Here is a 17,130-nt window from a genome sequence, read left to right on the forward strand (position 1 = left end):
CTTTTGAAGAGGTAAGTATGAAGTAAAAAACGTAATGCCGAAACGGGTAGCAATCGTCAACAAAAATTTAACAAAAGAGTGCAATTATAACGCTCGCCAGCGCGATAGTTTTGACGTTTACTATGTTGCACCTTTTTATTTCCGCCGTGAGGGATTATGCGTTTCAGGCAGTTACTACCACTTTTTAGCGCACTCTTCGCGCTGTATATCATTTGGGGTTCCACGTACTTCGTTATTCGTATTGGCGTTGAGAGTTGGCCGCCGCTGATGATGGCGGGCGTCCGTTTTCTGTCTGCGGGGATTTTGTTAACAACATTCTTACTTCTTCGTGGGCATAAACTGCCCCCTTTGCGTCAATTACTCAATGCCGCGCTGATTGGCATTCTGCTGCTGGCGGTGGGGAACGGTCTGGTTACCGTAGCGGAACATCAGGATGTACCGTCCGGCATCGCCGCCGTGGTGGTCGCGACGGTCCCACTCTTCACGCTGTGCTTCAGCCATTTCTTTGGCATTAAAACGCGAAAACTGGAGTGGACAGGCATCGCCATCGGCCTGGCGGGGATCATCATGCTCAATAGCGGCGGAAATTTGAGCGGCAACCCCTGGGGCGCGCTGTTGATCCTGATTGGCTCGATGAGCTGGGCATTCGGCTCCGTGTTCGGCGCCCGCATCGCGTTGCCGACAGGGATGATGGCCGGAGCGATTGAAATGCTGGCTGCCGGTGTTGTGCTGATGTTCGCTTCCTTTATCGCCGGGGAAAAGCTGACGACGATGCCGACGCTCTCCGGCTTCATGGCGGTAGGTTATCTGGCGCTATTCGGTTCCATTATCGCCATTAACGCCTATATGTATTTGATCCGTAATGTCAGCCCGGCGCTGGCAACCAGTTACGCCTACGTCAACCCGGTAGTGGCGGTGTTGCTGGGAACAGGTCTGGGGGGAGAAAGCCTTTCTTCCGTCGAGTGGCTGGCATTAGGGGTAATTGTTTTCGCTGTCGTCCTGGTGACGCTGGGGAAATATTTGTTTCCCGCCAGACCCGCGACCGCAGCGAGCGAATCGGAAAATCACTCCAGTAAATGAATACCCTGCGTGTCGATCTGCGCGGTGGGGCCACCGCCGCAGATCCACTCTTCAAGCCGTTCCGCCAGTGCGGCGTCGCTGAGTTTCAACCGGCCACGCAAAGCACACTCCCAGACAATCAGCACACGCCAGCCAAGCTCGCGAAGCCTCAGCATGTCTCGCCGATCGCGCTCCACATTTTTACCGATTTTGTTCAGCCAGAACTCGGTACGCGTGGCGGGAACTTTGAACAGGTAGCAGTCATGATGATGCCAGAAACAGCCGTGCGTGAAGATAACGCAACGATACTCATCCACGACAAAATCCGGGCGTCCGGGCAACGTGGCGTCCTGCACATGAAACGCCATCCCCTGCTCCTGCAACAGACCGGCAAGGCGTTTTTCTATCGCCGTATCGCGCGTGGCTATCGCCCGCATATTCTTGCTGCGCGTCGCCTTATCGTGTACGTCCGCCATGCTGGCTCTCTTTCTGGCGCAATGTAACGGCCTGTTTAATTCTCGACTCCAGCAGTTTTGCTACTGCGGCAAATGCCGGAACCACGACGGAGTTACCAAACTGACGGTAGGCCTGGGTGTCTGAAACGGGAATGCGGAACTGATATCCCTGCGGCGATTCAAATCCCATTAACCGCGCGCACTCTCTGGGCGTTAACCGGCGTGGACGGTGCTGCTGATTCACCGGATCGTCGAAATTCGCCTCTCCTGCGGCCATATCCCAGCCACGGTCAATCAGTATCTCCGCGCCATCTTTATAGTAACGCGCCGACAATGTGCGCGTTACGCTGCCGGGATTCGCAGGATAGACCATCCCATAGCCGAAACCGTTACCCCGGGCCTGATGCTTTTTCGCGTAGCGGTACAAATACTTCCACAATACCGGCGTCAGCACATATTTCGCTTCAACCGCCGGTTCAAGCAGTTCCGCCAGCGTGATGCGCTGCTGCGGATAGCGGGTGGCAATATCCCGCAGCGTAAAATCGGTTTTCAGATTAAGATCGCGGCGGAATCCCACCAGCACAATCCTCTCCCGATGCTGGGGTAAAAAATGGCGGCCATCAATAATTTTCGGGTCGTCCGGCCCATTATCCGCAGCATCGGCGACGTCATACCCCAGTTCGTCAAGCGTTTGCATAATGATGCGAAACGTTTTTCCCTGGTCGTGGCTTTTCAGGTTTTTGACGTTTTCGAGCACAAAAATCGCCGGGCGTCGGGCGTCAATAACCCGCACGACATCGAAAAAGAGCGTCCCCTGCGTATCGCAGGCGAAACCATGCGCCCGTCCCATCGCGTTTTTCTTTGATACCCCTGCCAGAGAGAATGGCTGGCAGGGAAAACCGGCCAGTAGAACATCGTGCTCCGGTATGTGCTGGCGAATATGCTCCGCCGCTTCGCTATCGCTCACGCCGTCGCGGTGGCTCAGCGTAATATCGCGAATATCTTCATTGAAATGATGCCGTTGCGGATCGCAGTAATAATTGGCTTTATAGGTGCGTACCGCGTGTTTATTCCATTCGCTGGTAAACACGCACTGCCCGCCTATCGCTTCAAAGCCACGGCGAATTCCGCCGATCCCGGCGAAGAGATCGACAAAACGAAAGGCATAATGCGGATGGTGTGCCGGAGGCGTTGGCAACAATGTCCTGAGGTGCGTATATTCGCTCTCGCTCAGACGATGCCACGCCGTTGCGTTCGCCACGACGCGTTTAAAAATAGCCGGGCTCCAGTGGTTCTCCCCAACGCCATTCAGATGCGCCACCAGCGTTTTCACATCATAGATTTCCAGCAGTTTGCCCAGCAGCGCCTGTACGGCAGCCCCGGCATTGTCCGTCATCAGATCCTGGAAACCTGTTACTGAAAGATTTTCCTGCATACATTTAACCGGCGAAATTGATATTCGACAGGTTAACACAAAATGAACGCGTTTACGTTTTGGGTATGGTTGCTACTTATCGCAGCTAAAAGCCTGAATTACCGTCTGATCCAACGAGTCGTACTCCCCCCTTAGCTCCGCGCTTAGCTTCGCCATCCAGGTTACCAGGAAGTCGGCGTTATGCTCTGCCAGCAGCTTTCCCCGCGCGGTTTGCATGGTTTGCGGCAAGGTCAGAAGTTTTGTCTGAAAATGGTCGAGGGCGAATTGCTTATCGTTAAGCGGGCGACGTTGCGCGAAGGGATCTTCAGCATCAAATAGCGAAACGCCCAGCCCGCCGGAAACGGCAAACACGCGCGCCAGACCGATTGCGCCCAGTGCTTCAAGCCGGTCGGCATCCTGCACAATCTTCGCCTCGCTGGTCATTGGCGCAATGTGGGCGCTAAAACTGTGCGCCTCAATCGCATGACTGACTGCCGCTAATTTCTCTTCAGGATACGCAGGGAAATCGTTCATTAATATGCGACGTGCCGCGTCAGCGGCCAGCACGGATGAACGATGGCGATCGGGATGATTTTTCGGCAGGCTGACGATATCGTGGAAATAACACGCGGTCAGCACAACAAGCCAGTCAACATCCTCATCCGTCGACAGCTTTTGTGCCGTTCCCCAGACGCGACGAAAATGAAAAATGTCATGGGCGCTATCCTGCTCGTGGTGATTTTTGCCCAACCACGCTTCGAACTGCGATTGCCAGTAGTGTAAATCCACGCTGCCTCCTCTGAATCAGAAAGCAACATTAGCAATATTCCGCCTAGTCTTCACGCTCAATGATTACGGGAGGAGGTATCAGACAAGTTAACGAAGGCAATAAATGGAATAAAAAGAAAATCCGAACGACGTTAAAATAGCGCTAATTACGATAAAATATTCACAAAATAAATTCCAAAAACGCAAATCATAATTTATTAAAAGAAAAACATAACACAGTTAAATATAAAGCAATAAATACATATTAAATTATTTATAATCACACCCAAAGAAACAATTAGAAATATTTTAAATACATTTGTTACATGTAATATTTAAAAAAGAATGAACTTCCTGGAATAGTATTCAACAGTGATCTTCAGGATTCGATCACTTATTCATATCAATTATTATTATAGGGAATACATAATGAAAAGAAAAGTTCTGGCGATGCTTGTCCCTGCTTTATTAATTGCAGGCGCTGCAAATGCGGCTGAAGTGTATAATAAAGACGGCAATAAACTGGACCTGTACGGTAAAGTTGATGGCCTGCGTTATTTCTCTGACGATGCAGGCAGCGACGGCGACATGTCCTATGCCCGTCTGGGTTTTAAAGGCGAAACGCAAATTGCCGAGCAGTTAACCGGTTACGGTCAGTGGGAATACAACATTCAGGCCAACGGTACTGAAGGTGATAAAGGTGACTCCTGGACTCGTCTCGGCTTCGCTGGTTTAGGTTTTGGTCAAAACGGTACTTTCGATTACGGTCGTAACTACGGCGTGGTTTACGACGTAGAAGCCTGGACCGATATGCTGCCAGAATTCGGCGGCGATACTTACACTCAGACTGACGTTTATATGTTAGGCCGTACTAACGGCGTAGCAACCTACCGTAATAACGGCTTCTTTGGTCTGGTTGATGGTCTGAACTTTGCGCTCCAGTATCAGGGTAATAATGAAGGCACCGATTTTGGTCAGGAAGGTTCCGGCAACAGTACTAATCGCAAGCTGGCCAAAGAAAACGGCGACGGCTTCGGTATGTCCACCTCCTACGACTTCGACTTCGGTTTAAGCCTGGGTGCGGCATACGCCAATTCCGATCGTACCGATGCTCAGGTAGGTCATGGTCTGGGTGACAGTGCTCATGGCAATAAAATGGCGGGTGGTGAAACCGCCGAAGCCTGGACCGTTGGTGCAAAATACGACGCCTACAATGTTTACCTCGCCGCCATGTACGCTGAAACCCGTAATATGACTTACTATGGTGCAGGTGATAATACAGGAGGCGGTATCGCCAACAAAACGCAGAACTTTGAAGTTGTTGCACAGTATCAGTTTGACTTCGGTCTGCGCCCGTCTATTGCCTACCTGCAATCTAAAGGCAAAGATTTAGGTGGTCAGGATACCGATAGCCGTGGCAACTGGCGTTACACCGATAAAGATCTGGTGAAATATGTTGATGTGGGTATGACCTATTACTTCAACAAAAATATGTCCACCTATGTTGATTATAAAATCAACCTGCTGGATGAAGACGATAGCTTCTACGCAGACAACGGTATCGCAACCGATGATATCGTAGCCGTCGGTCTGGTTTACCAGTTCTAATATTCATTAGACACTGCACTAAGCCCGCATAATGGAATAATTTCATGATGCGGGCTTTTTATTATCACGCGCGCCCTTTAGACCAATATGCCATAAAGTTAATCGCTTTGTGCTCAACGCCACGCTCGCCAATTAAATGGCGGCGCAGCAGTTTGACGACGGTGGACTCTGCGGCCACCCACCCATAAAACGCCGTGCTGCTGGTCGTGGCCTTATCCCAGAGAAGCTCCCCTTCGGCTTCTTCTTTCACCGTATCCACCGTATCGGGATGGCGACTTTCGGGTACTCTGGCATGCGTTTTTACGGCCTGAATCAGGCATTCACCGTGCTTCGCCGCTGTGGGGTTACGCGGCAACCAAAAAATGTCGGCGAACTTAAACTCGCTTAAATTCGCGCAGTCGCCCTGTTCAGGAACTTCAAAGAACGCCTGAACCTGTGGCGGGTTGGTCTGTCTCGCCAGCATCTCAAGGATACCGCGCGCGGCGGGGAGTGCCGTCTCATCAGCGATGATTAACGCATTCCGCAGTCCCTGGGGAGGCGTCCATTCATAGCCACCGCTGTCTTCAGCATACGCCGCGTCAGGCGCCACCATCTGAATGGCGTCGCCGGGTCTGGCGTTAATCGCCCATGCCGAAGCCGGTCCTTCTGTACCATGATTGATAAATTCCACGGTGACCTCCTGGCGAGCAGGATCGACATGTCGCAGCGTATAGGTACGGATAACCGGGCGCTTCTCTTTTGGCATCCCCAGTACAAGCTGATACCAGTGCCCTTCGGCAGGCAACGACGGCGGCGTCCCGTCTTCAGACGGAAACAACATCTTAATGCGCTGATCCGGCGAGTCGCATTTCATCTGCGCCACCTCCTGCCCGCTGAAAACCAGGCTCAGCAGCGAAGGGGAAACCTCCGTCTTACGCGCCAGTTGAACGTTGAACAGGCGGTAGCCCTGAACTCCAGCCATAACTTTTCCTTACGCTTAAATCGCGGAATGACGTGAACGGTAGCGGCTGCGCCAGATAAAGCCAGACACCACGGTAAATAACACAGCGACGAAAAAAGCCGCCACAATCAGCGCCGCTGCGGCGCCGGTTTTCGACACCAGCGGCACCAGCAATGCGCAAAGCCCATAGCCAAGCGTGTGGCTGGTCGCGATCCAGCCCGCGCCTGCGCCGTCTGTCAGCTTATCATTCAGTAAAAGCTGATAAGCGGGTGTTGCCAGAGCAGCCCCAAACGACAGCACCGCACAGCCGAGGTAAAACAACCATAGCTGTTCGGCGAGCATTATCGCCAGGCCACAAATCATCAGCGCTCCGGCACTCAAGAGCAGCGCCATCGGCGTCAGGCGCTGCGGGCGGAGCACCCCGAACTGTGCGATAAGCGCGGCGACCGCGGCCAGCCCCAACAGCCACGCCACCTGGTGGCTAATGGCGGCGGTATCCGTGGCGAACTGGCGAGTAAGGGCGGGCGAAAGACCAAGCTGCATCATGCTCACCGCCGCGGCTAATAACAGCGCGCAAAGCAGATAAGGCAGGCAATCCAGCCTCAGGCTGGCGCTCTTGCGCTCCGCTGCGGGCTGCGGTGGCGTGCCAGGCAACCGCAGCAGCATCACCAGCGCCAGCAGTGGCGCTGCCATCAGCAGCCCCATCGGCGCCAGAGGGTGAATTGCCAGCATCGCCGCCGCGCACAACGGCCCGAATAGTCTGCCGCAGCTCAAGCCGGAGCTAATGGTTGCCAGAGCGACCATGCGATTCCCTTCCCCCGCTCTCTGCAATGCCCAGACCTGACAGGCTGGCACCATCGCCGACACGGTAAGCCCGTAGGCGATCCGCGCGATGATTAATATTCCCAGCCCCACCGCTGTTGTTACGGCGCCGGTCGCCATCAGCATGCTTCCCAGCCCAAGCAGAGTAAAGCTTGCGCCGTATCCCCCCAGTGCCCACAGCACCACAGGCTTACTGCCCACACGGGCAATTTGCTTTCCCCACCACGGGGAAGACGGCAGGAACAGCATTGAGCCAAGCATCAGCAAAGCCGCCCAAATCGACAGGCTCAGGTTTGTCTGAATCACCAGTACAGGGATCGCGACCAGCAGGCCGTTTTGCCCGACACCGAGTAACCCCGCACTGAACGCAAGCGGCCAGCAGGACAATGGTTTTTGCGGCGTTTCCGCGCTCTCAAGAGACGTCACGATGTTGCAATTCCATGTATTAATTGTGTTTATTTGTAAAATTAATTTTACCGATTCTAACAATTGTTATTGATAATGAGAAACCTTATCGGCAAAATTCGCATTATCATAACGAGTGGGATCTGTTTGATTATGACTTTGCCAACTAAAACGTCAGCCCTGGATGTGGCTGCGCAGTGCTTCCTGAATTCCCTGGTTCGTGAAACCAAAGACTGGCGGCTGACGGAATACCAGCCAACCGAATTGATCATCCCGCTGGGCGAACAGCAGGCGCTCCATTTCAGAGTGGCTTATTTTTCCCCCACCCAGCATCACCGCTTTGAATTTCCGGCGCGTCTGGTCACGGCCTCCGGCAGTCACCCCGTCGATTTCGCCACCCTCTCCCGGCTTATTGTTGATAAGCTCCAGCACCAACTCTTGCTGCCCGCGACCAGTTGCGAAACCTTCCACCAGCGAGTGATGGAAAGCCACGCCCATACGCAGCAGGCGATTGATGCCCGCCATGACTGGGCAGCCCTGCGTGAAAAGGCGTTGAACTTTGGCGAGGCGGAGCAGGCTCTGCTGGTCGGGCACGCCTTCCACCCGGCGCCTAAGTCTCATGAACCGTTTAACCAGCAGGAGGCCGAACGCTACCTGCCGGACTTCGCGCCCCACTTCCCGCTACGGTGGTTTGCGGTGGACAAAACGCAGATCGCCGGTGAAAGCCTGCATCTCAACCTGCAACAGCGGTTGACGCGATTTGCCGCAGAGAATGCGCCGCAGTTACTCAATGAATTAAGCGACAATCAATGGCTATTCCCGCTGCACCCGTGGCAGGGGGAGTATCTGTTGCAGCAGGAGTGGTGCCAGGAGCTTGTCGCTAAAGGGCTGATTAAAGATTTAGGCGAAGCCGGCGCGCCGTGGCTACCGACCACCTCTTCCCGCTCGCTCTACTGCGCCACCAGCCGCGACATGATCAAATTCTCCCTGAGCGTGCGCCTGACCAACTCCGTCCGTACCCTGTCAGTGAAAGAAGTGAAGCGTGGAATGCGCCTGGCGCGCCTGGCGCAAACCGACGACTGGCAGATGCTACAGGCCCGCTTCCCGACTTTCCGGGTGATGCAGGAAGACGGCTGGGCCGGGCTGCGCGATCTCCACGGCAACATCATGCAGGAAAGCCTGTTTGCCCTGCGTGAAAACCTGCTGGTGGATCAGCCGCAAAGCCAGACTAACGTACTGGTCTCCCTGACTCAGGCTGCGCCGGATGGCGGTGATTCGCTGCTGGTTGCGGCGGTAAAACGTCTGAGCGATCGCCTCGGCATCACTGCGCAACAGGCCGCCCACGCATGGGTCGATGCTTACTGTCAGCAGGTGCTGAAGCCGCTGTTTACGGCTGAAGCGGATTACGGCCTGGTGCTGCTGGCGCATCAGCAAAATATTCTGGTTCAGATGCTTGGGGATCTGCCAGTCGGGCTTATCTACCGTGACTGCCAAGGCAGCGCGTTTATGCCTCACGCAGCAGGCTGGCTCGACACCATTGGCGAGGCGCAGGCGGAAAACGTCTTCACCCGTGAGCAGTTGCTGCGCTACTTCCCTTATTACCTGCTGGTTAACTCCACTTTTGCCGTGACCGCCGCGCTGGGCGCCGCCGGGCTGGACAGTGAAGCGAATCTGATGGCTCGCGTACGAACGTTGCTGGCTGAAGTGCGTGATCAGGTGACTCATAAAACCTGTCTCAACTACGTGCTGGAAAATCCGTACTGGAACGTAAAAGGTAACTTTTTCTGTTATCTGAACGACCACAACGAGAACACCATCGTCGATCCCTCGGTGATCTACTTCGATTTCGCCAACCCGCTGCTGGCTCAGGAGGGCTAAATGTCTAAGGCAAACATCGTTCACAGCGGATATGGACTGCGCTGTGAAAAACTCGACAAGCCTCTGAATCTTAGCTGGGGGCTGGACAATAGCGCGGTGCTGCGCTGGCCGGGGTGGCTGCGCGACGCGCTGGATCAGATATTTATCGCCGCACCGCAACTTTCAGCGGTGGTTCTCCCCTGGGCCGAATGGCGCGAGGAGCCACAGGCGCTGACGCTTTTCGGGCAGGTAAAAAGCGACATCATCCATCGCGCCGCCTTCTGGCAGTTACCGCTATGGCTGAGTTCTCCGGCAAACCGGGCCTCCGGCGAAATGGTTTTTGATGCAGAGCGTGAGATTTATTTCCCGCTGCGCCCGCCCCGTCCGCAGGGCGAGGTTTATCGCCGTTACGATCCACGCGTTCGCAAGACGCTGAGTTTCCGCGTTGCCGATCCCGTTCTTGATGCAGAACGTTTCACCCGCTGGATGAACGATCCGCGCGTTGAGTATTTCTGGGAGCAAAGCGGCTCGCTGGAGGTACAGACCGCCTATCTGGAGCGCCAACTCACCAGTAAACATGCGTTCCCGCTGATCGGCTGCTTCGACGATCGGCCGTTTAGCTATTTCGAAATCTACTGGGCGGCGGAAGACCGCATTGGCCGCCACTATTCATGGCAACCCTTTGACCGTGGCCTGCATCTGCTGGTTGGTGAACAGCAATGGCGCGGAGCCCACTACGTACAAAGCTGGCTGCGCGGGCTGACGCATTACCTGCTGCTGGATGAGCCCCGCACGCAGCGTACCGTACTTGAGCCACGCGCCGATAACCAGCGCCTGTTCCGCCACCTTGAGCCTGCGGGATACCGGACAATTAAAGAGTTCGACTTCCCGCACAAGCGCTCGCGCATGGTGATGGCGGATCGCCATCATTTCTTCACGGAGGTCGGTCTGTAATGAATCACAAGGATTGGGATTTTGTTAACCGCCAGCTGGTGGCAAAAATGCTGGCCGAGCTGGAGTATGAGCAGGTTTTCCACGCGGAATCTCAGGGCGATGGCCGCTACTGCATTAACCTGCCGGGTGCGCAATGGCGCTTCAGCGCTGAACGCGGCATCTGGGGCTGGCTGTGGATTGATGCTCAAACGCTGCGCTGTGCGGACGAGCCCGTTCTGGCGCAAACGCTACTGATGCAGCTAAAACCGGTGCTATCGATGAGCGATGCCACCGTTGCTGAGCATATGCAGGATTTGTATGCCACGCTGCTGGGCGACCTGCAACTGCTGAAGGCTCGTCGCGGGCTGAGCGCCAGTGACCTGATTGATCTTAATGCCGACCGCCTGCAATGCCTGCTAAGCGGCCATCCTAAATTCGCTTTTAATAAAGGCCGCCGGGGCTGGGGCAAAGAGGCGCTGGAGCGATATGCGCCAGAGTACGCCAACACCTTCAGACTGCACTGGCTGGCGGTAAAACGTGAGCATATGGTCTGGCGCTGCGACAGCGAGCTGGATATTCAGCAGTTGTTGGCGGCCGCGATGGACCCGCAGGAGTTTGCCCGCTTCAATCAGGTCTGGCAGGAAAACGGGCTGGATAACGACTGGCTGCCACTGCCGGTACATCCGTGGCAGTGGCAGCAAAAAATCGCCCTCGACTTCATCGCCGATCTTGCCGAAGGCAGGATGGTTTCTCTCGGCGAGTTTGGCGACTTGTGGCTCGCCCAGCAGTCGCTGCGCACCCTGACCAACGCCAGTCGCCAGGGCGGGCTGGATATCAAGCTGCCGCTGACCATCTACAACACCTCCTGCTACCGGGGGATTCCGGGCAAATACATCGCCGCCGGGCCGCTGGCCTCACGCTGGCTGCAACAGGTTTTTGCGACCGACGCCACGCTTAAGCAAAGCGGCGCGGTGATCCTCGGTGAACCGGCGGCGGGCTATGTGTCCCATGAAGGCTATGCCGCGCTTGCCCAGGCCCCCTACCGCTACCAGGAGATGCTCGGCGTTATCTGGCGTGAGAATCCGTGTCGCTGGCTGAAGCCGGACGAAAGTCCGATTCTGATGGCGACACTGATGGAGTGCGATGAAAACAATCAGCCGCTGATAGGCGCATATATCGACCGCTCCGGGCTGGACGCTGAAACCTGGCTTACGCAGCTGTTCCGGGTGGTAGTAGTTCCGCTGTATCACCTGCTCTGCCGCTACGGCGTCGCGCTTATCGCCCACGGACAAAATATAACGCTCGCCATGAAAGAGGGCGTACCGCAGCGCGTGCTGTTGAAAGACTTCCAGGGCGATATGCGGCTGGTGAAAGATGCGTTCCCGGAGATGGACTCCCTGCCTCAGGAGGTGCGTGACGTCACCGCTCGCCTGAGCGCCGACTACTTAATTCATGATTTGCAGACCGGCCACTTCGTGACGGTTCTGCGCTTTGTTTCGCCGCTGATGGCTCGCCTTGGCGTACCGGAGAGGCGTTTTTATCAACTGCTGGCAGCAGTGTTGAGTGATTACATGCAGGAACATCCACAAATGTCAGCGCGCTTTGCGCTTTTCTCACTCTTCAAGCCACAAATTATTCGCGTAGTGCTGAACCCGGTAAAACTGACCTGGCCCGACCAGGACGGCGGCAGCCGCATGTTGCCGAATTACCTTGAGGATCTGCAAAACCCGCTGTGGCTGGCAACCAGGGACTGAATCATGACAAACACTGTAGATTTTATTGGCGTAGGCATCGGCCCGTTCAACCTGAGCATCGCGGCGCTGTCTCATCAGGCCGAAGGATTAAGCAGCCGCTTCTTTGACGGCCGCCCGCATTTTGCCTGGCATCCCGGCATGCTGGTGCCGGACTGCCATATGCAGACCATGTTCCTGAAAGATCTGGTTAGCGCTGTGGCTCCCACAAGCCCGTACAGCTTTGTTAACTATCTGGTGAAGCGCAAAAAATTCTACCGCTTCCTGACCACCGAACTGCGTACCGTGTCCCGCGATGAGTTTTCCGACTACCTGCGCTGGGCCGCCGAAGGGATGAACAATCTGCATTTCAATCATACCGTTGAAAGTATTGATTTCGACGAGAGACGCCAGCGGTTTGTGGTGCAGACCAGCCAGGGCGAAAGCGTTGCCCGCAATATCTGCCTTGGCATTGGCAAGCAACCGCACCTGCCGCCTTGCGTAAAAACGGCGACGCAAACCTGCTTCCACGCCAGTGAAATGAGCCTGCGCCAGCCAGACCTCGGCGGCAAGCGAGTCACCGTGGTTGGCGGCGGGCAAAGCGGCGCCGACCTGTTCCTCAATGCGCTGCGCGGAGAATGGGGCGACGTTGCAGAGATCAGTTGGGTCTCGCGCCGCAATAACTTTAACGCGCTGGATGAGGCGGCGTTCGCCAACGAATACTTCACGCCTGAGTACGTTTCAGGCTTCGTCGGTCTGAATGAAAGCGCGCGCCAGAAGATGCTCGACGAGCAGAAAATGACCTCCGACGGCATCACAGCCGACTCGCTACTGACCATCTATCGCGAGTTGTATCACCGCTTCGAGGTACTGAGGCAACCGCGTAACGCCCGTCTGCTGCCAAGCCGCTCGGTCAGCGGGCTGGAAAGTCGCGGCCAGAGCTGGCAACTGCTGCTGGAGCATCATCTGGATAACGGCTATGACACTCTGGAAAGCGACGTGGTGATTTTCGCCACCGGCTACCGTCCCGCGCTGCCGCAGATACTTTCACCGCTGATGTCGCGAATCGCCATGCGCGATGAGTGCAATTTCAAAGTACGCGACGACTTCACCCTGGAGTGGAACGGCCCGAAAGAGAACAACATCTTCGCGGTCAACGCCAGTATGCAAACCCACGGCATCGCCGAACCACAGCTCAGCCTGATGGCCTGGCGCTCCGCCCGTATTCTTAATCGCGCGCTGGGGCGTGATTTATTCGATCTCAGTATGCCGCCCGCCCTGATTCAATGGCGCAGCGGCAGCCGGGAAAAACCGCAGCCGGAGGCTGCTTCTTTAACTCGCTACACAGCATCTTTGGGCTGATTTTTTCCGCCCGTGTGAAGGAATAATGATGATAAGCAAAAAGTATACGCTTTGGGCTCTCAACCCACTGCTTCTCGCCATGATGGCGCCAGCAGTCGCTCAACAAACCGATGATGAAACGCTCGTGGTGTCTGCCAACCGCAGCAATCGCACCGTAGCGGAGATGGCGCAAACCACCTGGGTTATCGAAAACGCCGAACTGGAACAGCAGATTCAGGGCGGCAAAGAGCTGAAAGACGCGCTGGCTCAGCTGATCCCTGGCCTTGACGTCAGCAGCCAGAGCCGCACCAACTACGGTATGAACGTGCGTGGCCGCCCGCTGGTCGTGCTGGTTGACGGCGTGCGTCTCAACTCTTCACGCACCGACAGCCGACAGCTGGACTCTATCGATCCTTTCAATATCGACCATATTGAAGTGATCTCCGGCGCGACGGCCCTGTACGGCGGCGGCAGTACCGGTGGTCTGATCAACATCGTGACCAAAAAAGGCCAGCCGGAAACCCAGATGGAGTTTGAGGCTGGCACCAAAAGCGGCTTTAACAGCAGTAAAGATCACGATGAGCGCATTGCCAGCGCCATCTCCGGCGGCAATGACCATGTCTCCGGGCGTGTTTCAGTGGCGTACCAGAAGTTTGGCGGCTGGTTTGACGGTAACGGCGATGCCACCCTGCTCGATAACACCCAGACCGGCCTACAGTATTCCGATCGCCTGGACATCATGGGCACCGGTACGCTGAACATCGATGAAACCCAGCAGCTTCAGTTGATCACGCAGTACTATAAAAGCCAGGGCGACGACGATTACGGGCTGAATCTTGGGAAAGATTTCTCCGCCATTAGCGGGGCCAGCACACCATACGTCAGTAAGGGGCTGAATTCCGACCGTATTCCCGGCACCGAGCGTCATCTGATCAGCCTACAGTACTCCAACAGCGATTTCTTTGGTCAGGAGCTGGTCGGCCAGGTTTACTACCGCGATGAGTCACTGCTGTTCTACCCGTTCCCGACCGTAAATGCGAACAAACAGGCGACGGCTTTCTCCTCGTCACAGCAGGACACCGACCAGTACGGCATGAAACTGACCCTGAACAGCAAACCACTGGACGGCTGGCAAATCACCTACGGGCTGGATGCCGACCACGAGCGCTTTACCTCCAACCAGATGTTCTTCGATCTGGCCCAGGCAAGCGCTTCCGGGGGGCTGAACAACCAGAAGATTTACACCACCGGGCGCTATCCGTCGTATGACATCACCAACCTGGCGGCCTTCCTGCAATCAAGCTATGACATCAATGATATCTTTACCCTCAGCGGCGGCGTACGCTATCAGTACACTGAGAACAAGATTGATGATTTCATCGGCTACGCGCAACAACAGCAGATTGCCGCCGGGAAGGCGACATCCGCCGACGCCATTCCAGGCGGCTCGGTCGATTACGACAACTTCCTGTTCAACGCCGGTCTGCTGATGCACATCACCGAACGCCAGCAGGCATGGCTCAACTTCTCCCAGGGCGTGGAGCTGCCGGACCCGGGTAAATACTACGGTCGCGGCACCTATGGCGCAGCGGTGAACGGTCACCTTCCCCTGACCAACAGCGTGAACGTTGGCGACAGCAAGCTGGAAGGCGTGAAGGTCGATTCTTATGAGCTGGGCTGGCGCTTTACCGGCGACAACCTGCGCACCCAAATCGCGGCCTACTACTCGATTTCCGATAAGAGCGTGGTGGCGAATAAAGATCTGACCATCAGCGTGGTGGACGACAAACGCCGCATTTACGGCGTGGAAGGCGCGGTGGACTACCTGATTCCAGATACCGACTGGAGTACCGGTGCGAACTTCAACGTGCTGAAAACCGAGTCGAAAGTGAACGGTAGCTGGCAGAAATATGACGTGAAGGTGGCAAGTCCATCGAAAGCGACAGCTTACATTGGCTGGGCGCCGGACCCGTGGAGCCTGCGCGTACAGAGCACCACCTCCTTCGATGTGAGCGATGCAGAAGGCTACAGCATTGATGGCTATACCACCGTCGATTTGCTCGGCAGCTATCAGCTTCCGGTGGGTAAACTCAGCTTCAGCGTTGAAAACCTCTTCGACCGTGACTACACCACCGTCTGGGGGCAGCGCGCGCCGCTGTATTACAGCCCAGGTTACGGCCCCGCTTCCCTGTATGACTACAAAGGACGTGGCCGCACCTTTGGTCTGAACTACTCAGTTCTGTTCTAAACTGCCCTCCTTGCCCGGCACATGCCGGGCAAATTCACCGAATGTCAATACGCAATCAATAGCATTGAACTATTTTTGAAAATTCAACAATAGGCCGCATCCTTTTATTTTTAATAAACAGGCGATCGCAACATGGGATAATAATCTGAAAGGACATTGTATTTTAGAGAGATGGTATGTCAGAAGGAGTTTCGAAAAAATCCAGATATGAAATTATTGCTATCCTGAGAGAAGAATTCAGGGTTAAGTCTAAACTGGATTTTAGTTTTAACGATCTGAGCTGGCAATCAGATTTACGAAAAGTTGACAGTTCATCTTTTTATATCGATCTCCCTCCCTCTTTTCAGCCTTCGTTATCTGAAAACGACGATGTCTGTTTTCAGATCCACAGTAAACTTGGCAGGATTGAGTTTGCCACCGCGCAGATAAACACTGAGCACAATAGCCCGGATAATATTTTCCGCTTTGCCATTCCTGAGAGCATAAACATACTGCAACGGCGATCGTCCCCCCGACTTAAGACAAGAGAGAGTTATCAATTCTGTTGTTCTGGTCGTTATAAAAATGGCGTTACTTTTAAACATACGTTAAATGATGTCTCTGACGGCGGGTGTTCTTTCATATCCACCCAATCTCAACTTAAATTTATGCGTAAAGATAATGTGTTAGAAAATGTTGAGATGAGTTTTGGTGAATATGGCAGCGTAATGACTAACTTAAAAATCATCAGCGTAACAGAACTCCATAGCGAAAAATCGTATGAAGAAGCAGATTTCCGCATCTCTTGTATGTTTCAGCATAAAAGTGACGATTATAAACATTACATAGAGAATGTTATCGTCAAATTAATTATTGACAATAAAATTAAAAATAAGATTTTTTTAGTTTAACGGACCGGGAAAACATTGAGTAATTTATTATTTTACACTGATGATAATCTCATTGGGCAATCAATCCTGCATTACATGGTGGACAATGAGATAAATATTACCACGCTGGGCTATCAGGAGATCGCCGGGAGAACCTGTGCCCCTCAGTCGGGTACGATTATTATCAATGTCATTCATAAGGATATCTCTGCGGCCAGGACGGTCGCCTTGCTCAATAGATTACGAATGTATCTCACGCACTGCACGCTGCTCGTTCTGATTGTAAAAAGCGACCTCGCCAGCTTATGCCGTGAACTTCTCGATCTTGAAAATGTATTGATTCTGACGGAAAACGCGTCTTGCTCCGATCTCTCGGCCATCTTCAAACATCCTTTAACGGCCCGCGAATATCAGCGCTTATACACCCGGCGAAAACTCACTACCAGGGAGCAGCAGGTGCTGGCGCTAATGATTGCCAACCATAACAATAAACAAATAGCAGAGCTTCTCAACATTGACTATAAAACAGCCCACACTCACAGGGCGAGTATTATGAGAAAGTTAGGCATGAATAACTCGCAAGTGATGAACAAAAGAATCGTCAATATGTTTCGGTGCTAAACATATTAAATGTGCAGATGACCAATCAAAAACCGATAATTAATTGTTAACCAGCCCCCT

At 54.2% G+C, this 17,130-nt stretch carries 14 protein-coding genes; 9 read left to right on the top strand and 5 right to left on the bottom strand.

Going from position 1 to position 17,130, the window contains the following annotated elements; translation table 11 throughout:
• Positions 1 to 156: 156 nt before the first annotated feature.
• A complete protein-coding gene (yedA, locus tag OGY62_RS12150; RefSeq protein WP_286459955.1) occupies positions 157 to 1,080 on the top strand; it encodes a drug/metabolite exporter YedA in 924 nt (307 codons plus the stop codon).
• On the opposite strand, the gene OGY62_RS12155 is transcribed toward yedA, so the two are convergent.
• From OGY62_RS12155 to OGY62_RS12165, 3 genes are all read right to left on the bottom strand, one after another.
• On the bottom strand, positions 1,065 to 1,535 hold the full coding sequence (locus OGY62_RS12155; protein WP_071258786.1) for a very short patch repair endonuclease: 471 nt from the start codon (positions 1,533 to 1,535) through the stop codon (positions 1,065 to 1,067). The genes yedA and OGY62_RS12155 overlap by 16 nt on opposite strands.
• Positions 1,516 to 2,949, bottom strand: coding sequence for a DNA cytosine methyltransferase (locus OGY62_RS12160; protein ID WP_071258789.1), 1,434 nt, complete (start codon positions 2,947 to 2,949; stop codon positions 1,516 to 1,518). The genes OGY62_RS12155 and OGY62_RS12160 overlap by 20 nt, the downstream gene beginning before the upstream one ends.
• A gap of 72 nt (positions 2,950 to 3,021) precedes the next feature.
• On the bottom strand, positions 3,022 to 3,717 hold the full coding sequence (locus OGY62_RS12165; RefSeq protein ID WP_115614224.1) for a phosphohydrolase: 696 nt from the start codon (positions 3,715 to 3,717) through the stop codon (positions 3,022 to 3,024).
• 408 nt (positions 3,718 to 4,125) lie between these two features.
• Here OGY62_RS12165 and ompC point away from each other — a divergent pair, with 408 nt between their 5' ends.
• Entirely contained in the window at positions 4,126 to 5,304 is a 1,179-nt protein-coding gene (gene ompC, locus OGY62_RS12170) for a porin OmpC (protein ID WP_286459957.1), read from the top strand.
• Positions 5,305 to 5,368: 64 nt separating this feature from the next.
• Here the strand turns inward: ompC and OGY62_RS12175 are convergent, their stop codons facing one another.
• Both OGY62_RS12175 and OGY62_RS12180 read right to left on the bottom strand, forming a co-directional pair.
• On the bottom strand, positions 5,369 to 6,265 hold the full coding sequence (locus OGY62_RS12175) for a siderophore-interacting protein (protein ID WP_286459959.1): 897 nt from the start codon (positions 6,263 to 6,265) through the stop codon (positions 5,369 to 5,371).
• Positions 6,266 to 6,280: 15 nt separating this feature from the next.
• Positions 6,281 to 7,492: an MFS transporter gene (locus OGY62_RS12180; RefSeq protein WP_012131880.1), complete on the bottom strand. Its 1,212-nt coding sequence runs from the start codon at positions 7,490 to 7,492 to the stop codon at positions 6,281 to 6,283.
• A gap of 132 nt (positions 7,493 to 7,624) precedes the next feature.
• On the opposite strand from OGY62_RS12180, the gene iucA reads away from it, so the two are divergent.
• From iucA to OGY62_RS12215, 7 genes are all read left to right on the top strand, one after another.
• Positions 7,625 to 9,349 carry an aerobactin synthase IucA gene (gene iucA, locus OGY62_RS12185; RefSeq protein WP_286459961.1) on the top strand — a complete coding sequence of 575 codons (1,725 nt, stop codon included), beginning with the start codon at positions 7,625 to 7,627 and terminating at the stop codon, positions 9,347 to 9,349.
• A complete protein-coding gene (iucB, locus tag OGY62_RS12190) occupies positions 9,350 to 10,282 on the top strand; it encodes a N(6)-hydroxylysine O-acetyltransferase (protein ID WP_286459962.1) in 933 nt (310 codons plus the stop codon).
• Entirely contained in the window at positions 10,282 to 12,015 is a 1,734-nt protein-coding gene (iucC, locus tag OGY62_RS12195) for an NIS family aerobactin synthetase IucC (RefSeq protein ID WP_286459965.1), read from the top strand. Before iucB ends, iucC begins: the two co-directional genes overlap by 1 nt.
• A gap of 3 nt (positions 12,016 to 12,018) precedes the next feature.
• Entirely contained in the window at positions 12,019 to 13,353 is a 1,335-nt protein-coding gene (iucD, locus tag OGY62_RS12200) for an NADPH-dependent L-lysine N(6)-monooxygenase (RefSeq protein ID WP_275147081.1), read from the top strand.
• 25 nt (positions 13,354 to 13,378) lie between these two features.
• Positions 13,379 to 15,580, top strand: a complete 2,202-nt coding sequence (iutA, locus tag OGY62_RS12205) for a ferric aerobactin receptor IutA (RefSeq protein ID WP_115609205.1) — start codon at positions 13,379 to 13,381, stop codon at positions 15,578 to 15,580.
• Between the two features lie 176 nt (positions 15,581 to 15,756).
• Positions 15,757 to 16,470: a flagellar brake protein gene (locus OGY62_RS12210; protein ID WP_214318784.1), complete on the top strand. Its 714-nt coding sequence runs from the start codon at positions 15,757 to 15,759 to the stop codon at positions 16,468 to 16,470.
• A gap of 15 nt (positions 16,471 to 16,485) precedes the next feature.
• A complete protein-coding gene (locus OGY62_RS12215; RefSeq protein WP_024130227.1) occupies positions 16,486 to 17,070 on the top strand; it encodes a helix-turn-helix domain-containing protein in 585 nt (194 codons plus the stop codon).
• Positions 17,071 to 17,130 lie beyond the last annotated feature (60 nt).

The organism is Citrobacter sp. CK198 (assembly GCF_030333295.1).
Lineage (GTDB): Bacteria > Pseudomonadota > Gammaproteobacteria > Enterobacterales > Enterobacteriaceae > Citrobacter_B > Citrobacter_B koseri.